We start from the raw sequence: 15275 nt of genomic DNA, 5'->3' as shown, positions 1-15275 counted from the left end.
GGCTACGCTAGATATATGTCAAATACAACTGAGCAATATCAGGTGGCGACATCGCGGTCGCCGCTTAGGAAATTATGTGCCCGACAAAGGTATCCGCATAGACGCGGCGCAATTCCGCCTTTTGCACCTTGCCCATTGTGTTGCGCGGCAGTTGTGGCACCGTAACATATTGGCGCGGCTGTTTGAACCTCGCCAGTTCGGCGGACACGGTGGCGGCGATGGCGGTGTCATCCGGTGTTTCTCCGGGGCGCGGAACAATCACCGCGACCAGCCCCTCGCCCATATCAGGATGCGGCACACCGATCACCGCAGATTCCAGCACGCCGGGTTGGGCGTCGATCACCTGCTCGATCTCGCGCGGATAGATATTGTAGCCGCCCGAAATCACGAGATCCTTGTCGCGCCCCACGATGGTCACATACCCGTCGGCATCCCGCACCCCCAGATCGCCGGTGATGAACCAGCCATTGCTGCGTAACTCCTCGGCGGTTTTCTCGGGCATCTGCCAATAGCCCTGGAACACATTGGGGCCACGTACCTCGATCATGCCGGTTTCGCCGGTCGGCACCTCGTCTTCGGTCCCCGGAATGCAGATGCGCAGTTCGACCCCCGGCAAAGGGAAACCCACGGTGCCGGGGCGCCGTTCGCGCTCATAGGGGTTCGAGGTGCTCATGCTGGTTTCCGTCATACCATAGCGCTCGAGAATACGCTGACCGATACGCTGTTCGAACCGGTGGTGGGTTTCCTCCAGCATCGGAGCACTGCCGCTGGTGTAAAGGCGAAGATGTCCGCCGACATCGCGGGTAAAGCGGTCGTCAGCCAGAAGCCGGGTGTAGAATGTCGGCACGCCCATCATCGTTGTGGCCCGGGGCAGCGCCTCTAATACCGCATCCACGTCAAAGCGCGGCAGGAAGATCATCGAGCCGCCCGCCAGCAAGGTCACGTTGAGCGCTACGAACAGCCCGTGGGTGTGGAAAATCGGCAGGGCATGGATAAGCGTATCACTATCGCTGAAACGCCAGTAATCAGTCAATACACGGGCATTTGATATCAGATTTTCCTGACTCAGCATTGCACCCTTGGAACGACCCGTGGTGCCCGACGTGTATAGGAACGCGGCCAAATCTTGCGCGTTGCGCGGTTCGGGCGCAGCGGGTTCTGCCGCATCGGTCGCCTCTGCCAGCGTGCCATCGCCATTGGTGCCCAGCGTTTCCAAGCGCGCGCCGGCCTTGCGCGCGACATCGGCGAGCGCATCTGCCTTTTCTGGGTCGGTCAGCAACATCCGTGCGCCGGAATCGGTGACGAAATAGGCCAGTTCAGTGGGAGTATAAGCGGTGTTGAGCGGCAACAACACGATACCCTGCGCGGCACAGGCACCAAAAAGCGCCACCGCATCGGGGGATTTTTCCACCTGCGCCGCCAGCCGGTCACCGGGGTTCAACCCCATCCCGCGCAGTGCCCCCCCCATCTGCGACACGCGCTCGACGAACGAGCCATAGGTGACGGTCTCGCCCGATGGGAGATGCAAGAACGGGGCGTTGCTGCCGCTGTGGCGGCCAAATAAGGTGTCGTAAAGCGGGTTCATTTCGGCTCTTTCTTGTCTGCCTGCCGCGCAAGGGTCTGCACCCGTCGGCTGGCCGCAGGCTTGCCTGCGACGAAACCTTCGAGATTACGGGCAATGCGCGCAGGATCGTAAAGGTAGTTCACCATCACCCCATGGGACTGTGTGCGCCCAGTAGGTGAAGGATCGGCATTAATATGAATCTCGTGAATTTCGGCCCCGTTGCCCAGATGAAAGCGCGCCACCGGATCACGAAGACGACCATCCTTCATGTCCATCAGATAACGGGCCGCGATCCGCTGCAATGCAGCGGTATCGTCCGAGGTTCCTTTCGGCGCATCAATCTCGCGCTCAGCCATCCATGCGGCCAGACCCGGGATCGGTGATAGCGTGACAAAGGTGCGCAATTGGGGCCATTTTGCGGCCAAATCAGCAACCACTTGTTTGATCAGTGAATTGCCGAATGAAATCCCCGTCAGCCCGGGCTGACAGTTCGAGATGGAATAGAACACCGCCGTATCCGCCTCTTCGGGGCGCAAGGGGGTGCGCTCCTCGGCCAGCACCTTGTCGATGGCTCCGGGGATGCCGCGGGTCAGCGCAACCTCGACAAAGATCAGTGGATCATCGGGCATTGCCGGGTGAAAGAACGCGAAACAGCGCCGATCCGAAGGCTCCAGCCGAAGCCGCAAATCTTCCCAACTGTCGATGGCATGTACGGCCTCATAGGCAATGATCTTTTGCAGCACGTTGGCCGGGCTTTCCCAATCTATCGGGCGCAACACCAGAAAGCCGCGATTGAACCAAGAACGCAGCAAATGCCGCAGATCGACATCCAGCCGCGCCAATTCGGGATGCTGACGCATAAGCCGCAGCAGATCGCCACGCATCCGCACCAGTTGTGCGGTTGCGCCCGGCACCTGATTCAGACGGCGGGCAAACTCCTGACGCGGTGGTTCAGCCGCAGCAACCAAAGCGCTATAGTTCGGGGCCCCACGGTCGGATTCGAACGCGGTCAGCGCCGTGCGGACCGCCTCGGTGTCAATATCCATCTCATCCGTGATAAACTCGAAGAACCGGTGTCGCGCCGCATCATCCATGCTGCTGTAACGATCAAGAACAAGCCGGGCGATCTCCATCACCGTCATTTCGTCGCGCGCATCCATCAGGGCGCGTACCAATTCGTCAACCGGCCGCGGGTCGGCACTGCTGGCCCCGGCGTAACGGCGTTCGAAAACGGTAGTCAAAAGGTCGGCCAAAAGGCTCACAACGCGGCTCCCATTACGAGGTCCGGCAACCAGGTGGCAATGCCGGGAAACACACTTAACACTATGATAGCAAGAACCATGCACCCGACATAGGGCAGCGACCCCTTCAGGATGGTCTTGAGCGGAATATCGGGCGCGATGCCATTGATGACATACAGGTTCAGACCAACAGGGGGCGAGATCAGGCCGATCTCCATGTTGATAGTCAGGATCACGGCGAACCAGATCGGATCGAATCCCGCTGCGGTGATGATTGGCAGCAAGATCGGTGCCGCCATCAGGATCACTGCCACGGGCGGCAAAAAGAACCCGGCAATCAACAGGAACACGTTGACCGCGCCCATCAGCACCCAGCGGTTCACATCCAGCGTGCCGATCCATTCGGCAATCGACTGGGTGATGAACAGCGACGACAGCATGTAACTGAACACGCCGGCGGCAGCGATGATGAACAGGATCATCACCGATTCCCGTGTGCTGTCCCGCAGCACCACCCACAGCGCCGCAGGTGACCACATCCGATAGATGATCATCGCGACCAGCAAACACAAGAGCGCGCCAACCGCAGCGGTTTCACTGGGCGTGGCGATGCCGCCATACATCGCATATAGAACGCCGACGATGATCAGCAGGAATGGCAGCACGCGCGGCATGATCTCGAACCGTTCGCGCCAGCTATAAAACGTGGGCGACAGCACTGCCGCGTTACCCGACCGCCATGTGGTCCAGACTGACCACGCCATGAACAGGGCCACCAGCAGCATCCCCGGAAGCACACCAGCGAGAAACAGCCGTCCGATGCTGGTCTCGGTGGCGACGCCATAGACGATCATTGTCACCGAGGGCGGAATCAGGATGCCCAGTGTCCCGCCCGCAGCAATCGACCCCGCCGCCACCCCGTCGGGATAGCCCCGTTTGCGCATTTCCGGAATGCCCATCTTGCCGATCGCAGCGCAAGTGGCCGGGCTGGACCCCGACATCGCGGAAAACAGGGCGCAAGCCCCGAGATTGGAAATCACCAGACCACCGGGAACGCGGGTCAGCCAGCGCTCCAGCGCCTCGTACAGATCGGCCCCTGCCCGTGTCGAGGCGATTGAGGCGCCCATGATGATGAACATCGGAATCGCCAGCAGCGCAAAATCGTCCAGCTTGGCGAACAGGATTTCCGGCATCAACGTGAGCGAGCGCATACCGTCAAAGATTATCAAGAAGCCGCCAGACACGACCAGCAGGCCAACCGCCACCGACATTCCCGAAAACAGCACCAAAATCGTGACGATGCCAACGACACCGCCCAAAAGCAAAGGGTCCATTCACAATTCTCCCGTACCGGAGGCGTTCAGCGGGTCTCGGACCAGCCCGAAGGGGCGTTCGTGGCCTTTGAGAACCGCCCAGATATCCGCGACGATCTGCAAGGTCATCAGCCCGAAACCGACGGGGATGGCGAGATAGGGAATCCAAAGTCGCACGCCCCAGACCGTGTCCGATTTCCAACCGCGCTGATAAGCGACCTGCCAGAAATCATAACCATAGAATGCCAGCATCCCCATAACTAAGGCCGAGGCCGACAGAACGACAACATACAGAACCTTGCGTGGTCCGAACTGCAAGGCGATGGGTATCAGATCGACATTCACATGGCCCTTCAGCCGCTGCACATAAGGCAAGCCGATCAGTGTGGCGGCGATCACCAGATAGACCACCGCTTCGGTCTGCCAGATGGTCGAATGGTTCAGCACGAAGCGCACAAATATCATCTGACAGGTGATGAATACCGCTGCCACCACCATCCCCGCCGCGATCCACCCGCATAAGGTGGAAATAGCTGCGGTGACGCGAAGGAACGGATCCGACCCGGTCAGTGCCTTGTTATCATTCATTCTTGTCCCCGTCATATGGCGCGCGGGTTAGCCCCGCGCGCATCTGGGCAGCCGAGGCTCACTCGACCGCCAGCGCCTTGTCCAGCAGCTCCTGCCCCTCGGGCAGATCCTCGACAAATGCGGCATAGGAGGTTTCCCGCGCCAGTTCGCGCCAGGCGTCGAAATCCTCCTGCGTCATCTCAGCAATCTCGACACCGTTCTGAGCAAAGACCTCGCGGCTGTCCGCGTCTTCCTTCTTGGCCTCCTCCAGATAGAACGCCTCGGCCTTTTTCGACGCCTCCAGCAACGTATCTTGCTGTTCTTCGCTCAGCCCTTCGAAGGTGGACTTGTTCATCAGCAGCGGCTGATACATGAACCACAGAGCGTATTCACCCGGCGGCGTATAGCAGGCCACCTGCTCGTAGATGCGATAGCTGACAAAAGACGAAGACGATGTATTGGCGGCATCCAGCACGCCGGTCTGCATCGCGTTGTAGATCTCGGAACTGGCCATTGACGCAATCGATGCCCCGGCTCCGGCCAGCATTTGCTCGAACGCCTTGCCAGCAGCGCGCATCTGCTTGCCCTCGACATCCTTGGGTGCGGTGATGCAGCCCTCGGTGCCCGAGAAGCCGCCCGCCAGATAGCCATCGACCAGCACCATCACGTCATCCTCGGCCATGATCGCCTTGATGTCATCCATGAACGGGCTTTCGTTCAGCCGCGCGGCGTGGTCGTGGTTTTTCACCAGCCCCGGCATCAGCGTCAGGTTATAGGCCGCGCGCTGACCCCCCGCGTAGGATAGCGGCAACACCGTCATATCAAGCTGCCCGCGCGACAGCGGCGTGTATTGCTCACGCGCCTTGAACAGCGACGACGAAGGGAAAATGCGGATGTCCAGGCCGATATCGGCAGCCTTAACCTCGTCCGCGATCATCTGCGCAACCTTGTGGCGCACGTCCTGCGTGGACCATTGATGTGACAGGCGCAAGGTTTCGGCCTGCGCGGCAAGCCCCAGTGTCACCGCAGCAGCGGCACCTAGCAGGGTGTATTTAATGCTCATTTTTTTCCTCCCGAGTTCAATTCCTGAGCGCTGATCGCAAGGGATCAACTCTTGCACACTAAGTCAATCATTTCGTATACAAGAGCTTGAAAAACGTATGCGGAGGTCGACATGGCGACGCGCGCTGAGCGGATTGCCCGGGATATCGAATCCGGAATCATATCCGGCGAAATTGCCTTGGGTGTCCGGCTGGACGAGACCGCGCTGGCCACACGGTACGATGTATCACGCACCCCGGTACGCGAGGCGCTGCAACTGCTTTCGGCCTCTGGGATGGTCCGGCATATCCCGCGTCGCGGCATGTTTGTGCGCCAGCCCGACGCCGCTGAAGTGCTGGAAATGTTTGAAGTCATGGCAGAATACGAGGCGTTCGCCGGACGGCTGGCCGCCGGGCGTATCACGACTGAGGCCTTGGCCATTCTGGACGCTGCAAACATGCGCTGCGCTACGGCTGCCGAGACGGGCGATGCCGATCTGTTTTATTCCGAAAACGTGGTTTTTCACACAACCATTTACGCCGAGGCCGGCAACAGTTTTCTGGAAGACGAAGCACGGCGTCTGCATACCCGTCTGCGCCCTTATCGGCGCTCACAGCTACAATTGCGCGGGCGAATGATCGAATCACTGGACGAACATCGTGCGATTGCCGCCCACCTGCGCCAGGGCGATGGTGCCGCAGCCGCGGACGCGCTGCGCTCACATGTCGGGGTGCAGGGTGACAAGTTTCATCTGTTGCTGCGCACTTTCCGGTCCGCCTGAACCACACCGAGCCCCGAGCAATCACGAAAAGCCATCTGAATGCGGCCTGCGCCCGCCTTTCACTTTGGCAGTGCCAGCAGGCTTCGAAAAATGCCTTCCCAGATCAGAAACTCGACTTTGACCGGCGGGTGATTTTCCTTCATGGTGCGCCCGAGGAAACGGAGTTGCCCGGCACCGTGTAATCGCTGGGCGACATTGCAGCGCAATCGACGCTGGCGATCGCGTGCGGGGAGATCCAATCATCGAAAGGCTGACCGCCGGTCTTGCAGACCGAGCCCGATGCCGCCACATGTATTGCGGTCCGAAAGCCGCTTAGTTGATCAGGAACGGTCCCGACCGCGGTGCCGGTCACATAAAGACAGGAGCTTAAACCTTTGACCAATGGTAAATCCGCCCCCGCAGGCGCCCAAACCGGCCCCTTGGCGCATCTTGGCCGCATGATTGCCATCAGCAGCGGCAAAGGTGGCGTCGGCAAATCCACCGTGACCGCCAATCTGGCGGTGATGCTGGCCCGGCAAGGATTGCGTGTCGGATTGGTGGACGCCGATCTTTACGGCCCGTCGATTCCCGGAATGCTGGGCGTTCCGTCCGGCCAGCCACCGGCGATGACCTCGACCAAAAAGGTGATCCCGACCGAGGCGCATGGCGTCAAGGTGATCTCAATGGGGATGCTGACGGCGGATGACAAGCCGGCGGTGATGCGTGGCCCCATGGTCACGAAATATCTTCAGATGTTCGTCACTCAGGTGGATTGGGGCGAACTGGATGTGCTGTTTCTCGACCTGCCGCCGGGCACCGGCGACATTCAGTTGACCTTGGCCCAGGCGTTCCCGCTGGCCGGGGCCGTGGTGGTCAGCACGCCACAGGATGTCAGTTTGAAAATCGCCCGGCGTGGGCTGCGCATGATGGAACAGGTCAAGGTGCCGATTCTCGGGATCATCGAGAACATGAGCGGCTTCACCTGCCCCTCCTGCGGCGAGGTCACACATATCTTTCATCAGGGCGGCGGCCGCACGATCGCGGAAAGCATGGGTGTGCCATTTCTCGGGGCGATCCCGCTTGACCCGGCCATCGTGGACAGTGGCGACAGCGGCGAACCGCTGGTGAATGCCGCCCCCGACAGCCCGGCAGCGCAGGCCTATGCCAGCATCGCCGACGCCCTGTCGGTGGATATGGATCGTGCCGGCGGGCTGCAGATTCCCTTCGCCTGGGATCTGACGACCGGCGAAGGCAAGCCCGCTCCAGCATCGCAGGGCAGCGCCGACCGGCCCTTGGCGCTGGATTACGATGCCACCGGCCTGACCATCCGCTGGCCCAACGACCACATCCAGACCATCGACGCGCGGGATCTGCGCCTGTCCTGCCGCTGTGCGTCGTGCCGTGACGAAATCAGCGGCAAAAACCTGCTAGAACCCGAAAACGTCCCGATGGATGTGGTTCCCACGAAGATCTGGAGCGTTGGCAACTACGCGCTGGGTATCGCTTTCAGTGACGGGCACGGCTCGGGGATCTATACATTCCCCGCCCTGCGCGAGATCGAAAGCGTCGAGGCCGAAGATGTCTGAGACCCCGCGGCGCCGCATCCGCGCGCAGACTGCCCCGCGCGATCCGCATATGATGCGTTTCATCCTTGACGCGCCGGTGCAAGAGAATCGTTCGGCCAATTTCGATGGGCCGGACGACGATGCACCGCTGTCAGGTGCGCTTTTCGCGATTGACGGCGTGCGCAAGGTTCAGGTGAGCGGCGAAACGGTCATGGTCACGCGGCAACCGGAAACCGACTGGCAGAACCTCAAGGCACCGGTCGCGGCGGCAATTCGGCAGGTTCTGGAGCAAACCGACCAGCCACTTGGCAAAGAGTGCGACGCCAGCCCTGCCGCTGACAGCGACGCCGCCCTACTGGCCGAGATTACCGACCTTCTGACAAATAACGTCAACCCCGCGATTGCGAGCCACGGGGGCCATATCAGTGCCGAACGTGTCGAAAATGGCACCGTTTACCTGCGCATGTCCGGCGGGTGTCAGGGCTGTGCGGCCTCTGCCGTGACCTTGCGCAAGGGTGTCGAGACCATGTTGCGCAAAGCCTTGCCGGCGATAGTTGAAATCGTTGACGTGACCGACCATGCCAGCGGCGAAAATCCATTCTACAGTGCCGAACCCGGCGAAAGCGTGGGTTTTCACCGCCCGGTTCCGGCCGACCATATCGCATGGGAAGATGGCGAACTGGCGATCGATCCGGAGTACCTTGCGCCGCGTCTGGGGCTGCAACCCAATGAACTGCAGAACGGACTTGAGCGCGGAGAGGTCACCATCACCACCGAACGCAGGCCAGCGCCAGATTCGGATCAGACGCGGGTGGTTGTGCGCAGTGCGCAGCGCGCCTGGGCAGCGGATGTCCTGCCCGACGGCACCGCACGGGAAATTCCGCCGCCACGGACACCGGCGACGCACGCACAGACGGCTAACACCCTGCCCGACCGCATTCGGGCATATCTTGAATCGCTGCCCGCAGATTCGCTTCCGATTACCTATGGCCGTCTGGCGCGCGGTCTGGGCATGTATGCGCCCGGGTCGATCCGCAAGGTCACCGCCGCGCTTGAGGATCTGATGCACGAGGATAGCAAGGCAAAGCGCCCCTTCATCGCGGCGCTGGTGGTCAATCGCGGGCGGGACCATATTCCGGGAAAGGGCTTTTTTGAATTGGCCCAAACGCTGGGGCGCCATCCGCGCTCAGGTGAATCAGAACAAGATTTTCACCTTCGTGAACTGAACGCGGCGCTCGGGCGCAATGAGGTCCACCATAACAATTGACAGCGATTGGGGCTTAACCCCCAGTCGGAAGACGTTTTCCCCAGTGAACAATAGTTGTTTTTTGATACTATTTGCGCGAAAATCATAGTTAATGGCAATTGCGCGCGATAGCCCTCGCCGGGAGGTTGATCTGGCAGAAGGAGAATTCTGAAGCAACGATATTCTTCATGGCATTCCGCTTGAGCGAAAGTTTCCGTTGCGTCACCGGAAATTCTCTCACCCTATGCTATTAGCAGCAATACACGCTTTGGATCCACAGGGCCTACTGGCATTTCGCTGCTGGCGAGCTAGTTAGCAATACGTTCCCACGGAACCCAAGAACGCACAAAAGAATTTTTCCCATTGGCTGTCATAGACCTCAGCAAACTGCCTTTTCCCGACAATGATCTCGAGAAATTTCTAGATTCCGTCTGCGAGACCCATGAACTGGATTTCGCGGCCTATGCCGGGATGAATCCAGTCACTCAGACCGTGCATGGTTTCGTCAACTACCCGCAAGAGTGGCAAACTCACTACGTCAACCAAAACTATGTAAACCGGGACCCGACGCTATTGCTAGCCAAGCGCAGTATAGCGCCCGTCGACTGGCAGAGGCTGCGCCAAGAGCCGTCCTTTGATATGGTGTTCAGCGACGCGCATGATTTTGGCATTTCGGATCAGGGGCTGACAATTCCGGTTCGCGGCCCCTTTGGCGATATCGGGCTGTTTAGCGTCACCCGCAAGTGCTCAGCCCACGACTGGGCGCTGTTGAAAGCCAAAATATTGGGTGATCTGCAGCAAGCCGCCGTTCACCTACACGATCATGTCATCCAATCCGAAGCATTGTCCAGCGTACTAGGGCCTCCCGCACTTTCGGCGCGCGAGATCGAGATTCTGCAATGGACCGCCGCCGGGAAATCGCAGCAGGACACTGCAGACATTCTCTCTATTTCACACCGAACGATCGAAGTTCATTTACGCTCGGCGCGCGAAAAGCTGGGCGCACTGACGACGGCACAAGCCATCGGGCGCGCGATCAGCCGCGGGCTTATCTACCCAGCTTGAAGGCGTAACCACTGCCGCTACGGGATTCCCCCAATAGACCCCTTAAATTTACTGCCCAATATAGTGTGCGGTAACCAAAAGGGGAAATCCCATGATCATCGTAATTGATGGCCTTAATCGGCATCGCTATGACCGCCTTCTGGACGAAATGTTTGCATTGCGCGCACGCGTCTTTGGCGAACGGCTGGGCTGGGATGTGAATATTACCAACGGCCGCGAAATCGATCAGTTCGATACCCTTGATCCGGCCTATGTCATCGGAGTTGACGATGACGGGCAAGTGGTGTCCTGCGTTCGCGCACTGCAGACCACGGGGCCGCACATGCTGTCAGAGGTGTTTCATGAAATCCTCGACGGCGACGCGCCGCTGCGCAGTGCGACGCTTTGGGAATCGACCCGCTTCTGTGTCGATACCGAAACCTTGAATCACGGGAAGTCCCGCAACTCGGTCAGTTATGCGACTTGCGAACTGATGATTGGCTCGCTGGAATATGCCAAAAACTCGGGGATTTCCGATATCGTAACGGTGATTGACCCGATCATGAACCGCGTTCTCAAACGCTCGGATTGCGCGCCTTACGATTACATCGGCAAAACCACTCCCATGGGTAAGGTTTCGGCGATGGCCGCCCTGCTTGATTGCACCGACGAGCGGATCAATCGCCTGCGCGCATTCGCCGGAATCACTGATGATGTCTTCGTTAGCGCCGAGCGGGCCGAGCAATTGTCTGATCAATCTGACCAATTTGCACTATCGCACAACCTTTTCGGCCTCGGCACCGAGACCCGCGCAAGCCTGTACGCGAGGTGATCGAAACCTCGCCATGATCGCTGGACATATCATCATAGGTATAGTTGTCGGCCTGACAGCATCCGGGGTCAGCTTGGCCTTGGGTGCTTCGTTCTGGGCCGCGTTTGTCACATATATTGCCGTGGGCAACATAGCCATTTTGCTGACGACCGTTGTTTCGCGTCGGCACAAGCGCCGCCTTAAGGATTGCCCGCTCTTCCTGACCGCGTTTTTCTGAGCAACCTGCACCCCTCGGTGGCGAAAAAGCACGTTCGCAAAAAGTGCCAAATCGCTAAGGGGATATGGTGCGGGCGGCGGGAGTCGAACCCGCACGGGCCAGGCCCTAGCGATTTTAAGTCGCTTGTGTCTACCATTCCACCACGCCCGCAGCCTGACGTGACATCGAGTGGTTTAACGGCCTGTCGCCGTTATCACAATCTCAAAGATCCGATTCGACAGCTTCGGGAAAATCCGGCTTTGCAGTCTCTTTCACTGCTTGCATCGTCACCGCGACAAAAATGCCCACGACACGTGGCAAAGTTGATATTTCTTGTGTGAGAGCACAGCGATAATCAATCATGGATCGGGTACGTACCTTGAGCAGATCATCGAAAATTCCGGCAATCAGGCGATTGTCCTGTACACTCGCAGATATATTGCACGGGGACTCCAGCAAAGGTCACTCTATGTCCACTCGTTCCTTTATCGACGCTGCCACCTATTCGGATGAGACCGAGATCATCGCCCAATTGATCGAAACCGCCGATCTGTCGCCCTCTCAGCGCAAAGAGATCGCCGCCAAAGCGGCCGAGCTGGTGCGCGCCATCCGCAGCGATGCAGCACCCGGCTTGATGGAGGTCTTTCTTGCCGAATACGGTCTTTCGACCGATGAAGGAATCGCCTTGATGTGTTTGGCCGAAGCCCTGCTTCGTGTCCCCGACCCCGATACGATGGATGCGCTGATCGAGGATAAGATGGGCCCCAGCGACTGGGCCAGCCATTTGGGGCAATCCAGTTCTCCGCTCGTCAATGCGTCAACTTGGGCGCTCATGCTGACCGGGCGGGTTCTGGACGATACACGCCCCAGCCCCACACGCGCCTTGCGCAGCGCAATCCGGCGATTGGGCGAACCGGTGATCCGCGCCGCCACTTTGCGCGCGATGAAGGAAATGGGCCGCCAGTTCGTGCTGGGCGAGACCATCGACTCGGCGATGCGACGTGCCAGCAACATGGAAGCCAAAGGCTATACCTATTCCTACGACATGTTGGGCGAGGCCGCGCGCACCGAGGCAGATGCCGCACGTTATCATCGCTCCTACCAGGGCGCGATCTCGGCTATCGCCACAGCCTGCACCGCAACCGACATTCGCGACAATCCCGGTATCTCGGTCAAGCTGTCGGCGCTGTATCCGCGCTATGAGCTGGCGCAGGAAGACCGCGTGATGCGGGATCTGGTGCCCCGCCTGCGCGCCCTGTCCTTGCAGGCGAAAGGGGCCGGCATGGGGCTGAACGTCGACGCCGAAGAGGCCGACCGTCTGGCCCTGTCGCTTGAGGTGATCGAAGCGGTGCTTGCGGATTCGGCGCTGAGCGGCTGGAATGGCTTTGGCATGGTGGTGCAGGCCTATGGTCCGCGCGCCGGACGGGTGATCGATACGCTTTACGGCATGGCCGAACGCCACGACCGGCAAATCACCTTACGGCTGGTTAAAGGCGCCTATTGGGACACCGAAATCAAGCGCGCACAGGTCGGCGGAATGGAACGTTTCCCGGTGTTCACCCGCAAGGCGGCCACCGACATTTCCTATATTGCCAATGCCCGCAGGTTGCTGGGAATGACCGACCGGATCTATCCGCAATTCGCCACCCACAATGCCCACACTGTCACCGCGATCCTGCATATGGCGAACGGCCAACCCTTCGAATTCCAGCGCCTGCACGGCATGGGCGAGGCGCTGCATCACATCGTCAAGGCCCGCAACCTGACCCGCTGCCGCATTTACGCCCCGGTCGGCGCCCATCGCGACCTTCTGGCCTATCTGGTGCGCCGCCTGCTCGAAAACGGGGCCAATTCATCCTTCGTCAACCAGATCGTCGATGGAACCGTGGCCCCCGAAACCGTCGCCGCCGACCCGTTCGAGGCAATCGAAAGCGACCCTCCCGGTCTGCCCAGCGGCGCAGATCTGTTCCGCCCCGAACGCGCCAATGCGCAGGGCTTCGACCTGGCCCATACCCAGACACTCAAACATATCGATCAGGCCCGCGCGCCTTGGAAAGACCATCGCTGGCAGGCCGCTCCGCTTCTGGCCGGCGACGCCGTACCAGCGGAACCGCTGCGCGAAATCAACCCCGCGGACCCGAACGACAGCCCCGGCACCACTGCGTCTGCCAGCCACGCCGATGTGCAAATCGCGCTGGCCGCAGCCGCGCCATGGCACGTCCCCGCAGCCCAGCGCGCAACCATCTTGAATGCAGCGGCCGACCTTTACGAAGCCGAATTTGGCCAGATCTTCGCCGTGCTTGCCCGCGAAGCTGGCAAGACCCTGCCCGATTGCGTCGCGGAACTGCGCGAAGCGGTGGATTTCTTGCGCTACTATGCTGCCAACATCCCCAAGCGCAGCCCGGCAGGGCGGTTCACCTGCATTTCGCCGTGGAACTTTCCGCTGGCCATTTTTACCGGCCAGATCGCGGCGGCATTGGCCACCGGCAACGCTGTGCTGGCCAAACCCGCGGAACAAACGCCGTTGACGGCGCATTTGGCGGTGACGCTGCTGCACCGCGCTGGCGTCCCACGCGAAGCACTGCAATTGCTGCCCGGTGCTGGCGAGATCGGCGCGGCGCTGACCTCCGACCCGCGTGTGGATGGTGTTGCCTTCACCGGCTCCACCGAAACCGCACTGAAAATCCGTGCAGCGATGGCCGAAAACCTGACCCCCGGCGCGCCGCTGATCGCAGAGACCGGCGGGTTGAACGCGATGATCGTCGACAGTACCGCCCTGACCGAACAGGTGGTGCAGGCGATCATTGAAAGCGCGTTCCAATCGGCCGGCCAACGTTGTTCCGCGCTGCGTTGCCTCTATCTGCAGGAAGACATCGCCACGGATGTGCTGACCATGCTGCAGGGCGCGATGGACACATTGCGTCTGGGTGATCCCTGGAAGATTGCAACCGATTGCGGGCCGGTGATCGACGACGACGCCCGCGCCAATATCCTCGCCCATATCGCAATCGCCCGCCGCGAAGGCCGGGTGCTGAAAGAATTGCAACTGCCCGCACAGGGCACGTTCGTCGCGCCAACCCTGATCGAGGTCTCGGGGATTTCCGCGCTGGAGCGCGAAATATTCGGCCCGGTTCTGCATGTCGCTCGTTTTGACGCCGCTGATCTGGATCGCGTCATCGCAGACATCAACGCCACCGGTTACGGTCTGACCTTCGGACTGCAAACCCGTCTCGACGACCGGGTGCAGCAGGTGTCCGAGGCAATCCGCGCCGGAAACATATATGTGAACCGCAACCAGATCGGGGCCATCGTCGGCAGCCAGCCATTCGGGGGCGAAGCGCTCTCGGGCACCGGTCCAAAGGCCGGCGGGCCGCACTATCTGCCCCGCTTCTGTGCTCCGGACCGGCAACAGGCCGCAGACGACTGGTCCGGCGCCGCAGGCCCGCTGTCGGCCCCGTCCGGAACGCGAACCCCGCCGCAGGCGACCTCGCTGCCCGGCCCCACCGGAGAATCTAACCGCCTCACATTGGTGCCGCGCGCGCCGTTGCTCTGCCTTGGCCCCGGCAAAGAGGCCGTCGCCGCCCAGGCCAGCGCCATTCAGGCATTGGGCGGCACCGCAATCCGTGCCGATGGCAGAGTGACCCCCGATAAGCTGACCGAGCTTGCCGGCATTTCTGGCATCCTCTGGTGGGGTAATGCGGCAACCGCACGCCTTTATGAACAGGCACTGGCCCGGCGCACGGGGCCGATCCTACCCCTGATCCCCGGCCTGCCCGATCGCGCCCATATCATGACCGAACGTCATCTCTGCGTTGACACCACCGCCGCCGGCGGCAATGCGGCGCTGCTCAGTCGGCAGGCCTGATCCGGCTTGACGAAGAGACGGTTTCGCCTCAGCGTCAAAGC

General features: G+C 60.4%; 13 protein-coding genes and 1 tRNA gene. 6 read left to right on the top strand and 8 right to left on the bottom strand.

The annotated features are described in order from the left end of the window. Positions 1–64: 64 nt before the first annotated feature. Genes JAO82_RS06620 through dctP form a run of 5 tightly spaced genes read right to left on the bottom strand, consistent with a single transcriptional unit; the run spans position 65 to position 5748 of the window. Positions 65–1585, bottom strand: coding sequence for a malonate--CoA ligase (locus JAO82_RS06620; protein WP_198685588.1), 1521 nt, complete (start codon positions 1583–1585; stop codon positions 65–67). After that, on the bottom strand, positions 1582–2826 hold the full coding sequence (locus JAO82_RS06615) for a malonyl-CoA decarboxylase (protein ID WP_198685587.1): 1245 nt from the start codon (positions 2824–2826) through the stop codon (positions 1582–1584). The genes JAO82_RS06620 and JAO82_RS06615 overlap by 4 nt, the downstream gene beginning before the upstream one ends. Further along, the gene (locus JAO82_RS06610) at positions 2823–4139 is read right to left on the bottom strand and encodes a TRAP transporter large permease (protein WP_198685586.1); all 1317 of its coding nucleotides are present in this window, start codon (positions 4137–4139) and stop codon (positions 2823–2825) included. Before JAO82_RS06610 ends, JAO82_RS06615 begins: the two co-directional genes overlap by 4 nt. Continuing rightward, the gene (locus tag JAO82_RS06605; protein WP_232897274.1) at positions 4140–4706 is read right to left on the bottom strand and encodes a TRAP transporter small permease; all 567 of its coding nucleotides are present in this window, start codon (positions 4704–4706) and stop codon (positions 4140–4142) included. 58 nt (positions 4707–4764) lie between these two features. After that, a complete protein-coding gene (gene dctP, locus JAO82_RS06600) occupies positions 4765–5748 on the bottom strand; it encodes a TRAP transporter substrate-binding protein DctP (RefSeq protein WP_198685584.1) in 984 nt (327 codons plus the stop codon). Between the two features lie 111 nt (positions 5749–5859). Between dctP and JAO82_RS06595 the strand changes: the two genes are divergently transcribed. Further along, positions 5860–6507: a GntR family transcriptional regulator gene (locus JAO82_RS06595; protein ID WP_198685583.1), complete on the top strand. Its 648-nt coding sequence runs from the start codon at positions 5860–5862 to the stop codon at positions 6505–6507. A gap of 139 nt (positions 6508–6646) precedes the next feature. Here JAO82_RS06595 and JAO82_RS06590 read toward each other — a convergent pair whose 3' ends face one another. After that, positions 6647–6946, bottom strand: a complete 300-nt coding sequence (locus tag JAO82_RS06590; RefSeq protein WP_198685582.1) for a hypothetical protein — start codon at positions 6944–6946, stop codon at positions 6647–6649. Here JAO82_RS06590 and JAO82_RS14365 point away from each other — a divergent pair. From JAO82_RS14365 to JAO82_RS06570, 4 genes are all read left to right on the top strand, one after another. Further along, positions 6945–8072 (top strand): P-loop NTPase, encoded by a 1128-nt coding sequence (locus JAO82_RS14365; RefSeq protein ID WP_198685581.1) that lies wholly within the window; start codon positions 6945–6947, stop codon positions 8070–8072. The two genes, JAO82_RS06590 and JAO82_RS14365, sit on opposite strands and share 2 nt — an antisense overlap. After that, positions 8065–9318, top strand: a complete 1254-nt coding sequence (locus JAO82_RS06580; RefSeq protein ID WP_198685580.1) for a NifU family protein — start codon at positions 8065–8067, stop codon at positions 9316–9318. Before JAO82_RS14365 ends, JAO82_RS06580 begins: the two co-directional genes overlap by 8 nt. Positions 9319–9660: 342 nt before the next feature. Then, complete coding sequence (locus JAO82_RS06575) at positions 9661–10362, top strand: autoinducer binding domain-containing protein (RefSeq protein ID WP_198685579.1); 702 nt, start codon at positions 9661–9663, stop codon at positions 10360–10362. Positions 10363–10453: 91 nt separating this feature from the next. Beyond that, a complete protein-coding gene (locus tag JAO82_RS06570) occupies positions 10454–11173 on the top strand; it encodes an acyl-homoserine-lactone synthase (RefSeq protein ID WP_198685578.1) in 720 nt (239 codons plus the stop codon). Between the two features lie 282 nt (positions 11174–11455). Here the strand turns inward: JAO82_RS06570 and JAO82_RS06565 are convergent. Together JAO82_RS06565 and JAO82_RS06560 are read right to left on the bottom strand one after the other, a co-directional pair. Then, positions 11456–11540: transfer RNA gene (locus JAO82_RS06565), tRNA-Leu, on the bottom strand. Between the two features lie 51 nt (positions 11541–11591). After that, entirely contained in the window at positions 11592–11732 is a 141-nt protein-coding gene (locus JAO82_RS06560) for a hypothetical protein (RefSeq protein WP_198685577.1), read from the bottom strand. Positions 11733–11838: 106 nt separating this feature from the next. Here JAO82_RS06560 and putA point away from each other — a divergent pair, with 106 nt between their 5' ends. Continuing rightward, positions 11839–15234 carry a bifunctional proline dehydrogenase/L-glutamate gamma-semialdehyde dehydrogenase PutA gene (gene putA, locus JAO82_RS06555; RefSeq protein WP_198685576.1) on the top strand — a complete coding sequence of 1132 codons (3396 nt, stop codon included), beginning with the start codon at positions 11839–11841 and terminating at the stop codon, positions 15232–15234. Positions 15235–15275 lie beyond the last annotated feature (41 nt).

It is taken from the genome of Pontibaca salina (assembly GCF_016307205.1).
GTDB lineage: Bacteria > Pseudomonadota > Alphaproteobacteria > Rhodobacterales > Rhodobacteraceae > Pontibaca > Pontibaca salina.
This window is presented reverse-complemented; position numbering and strand designations above follow the sequence as displayed.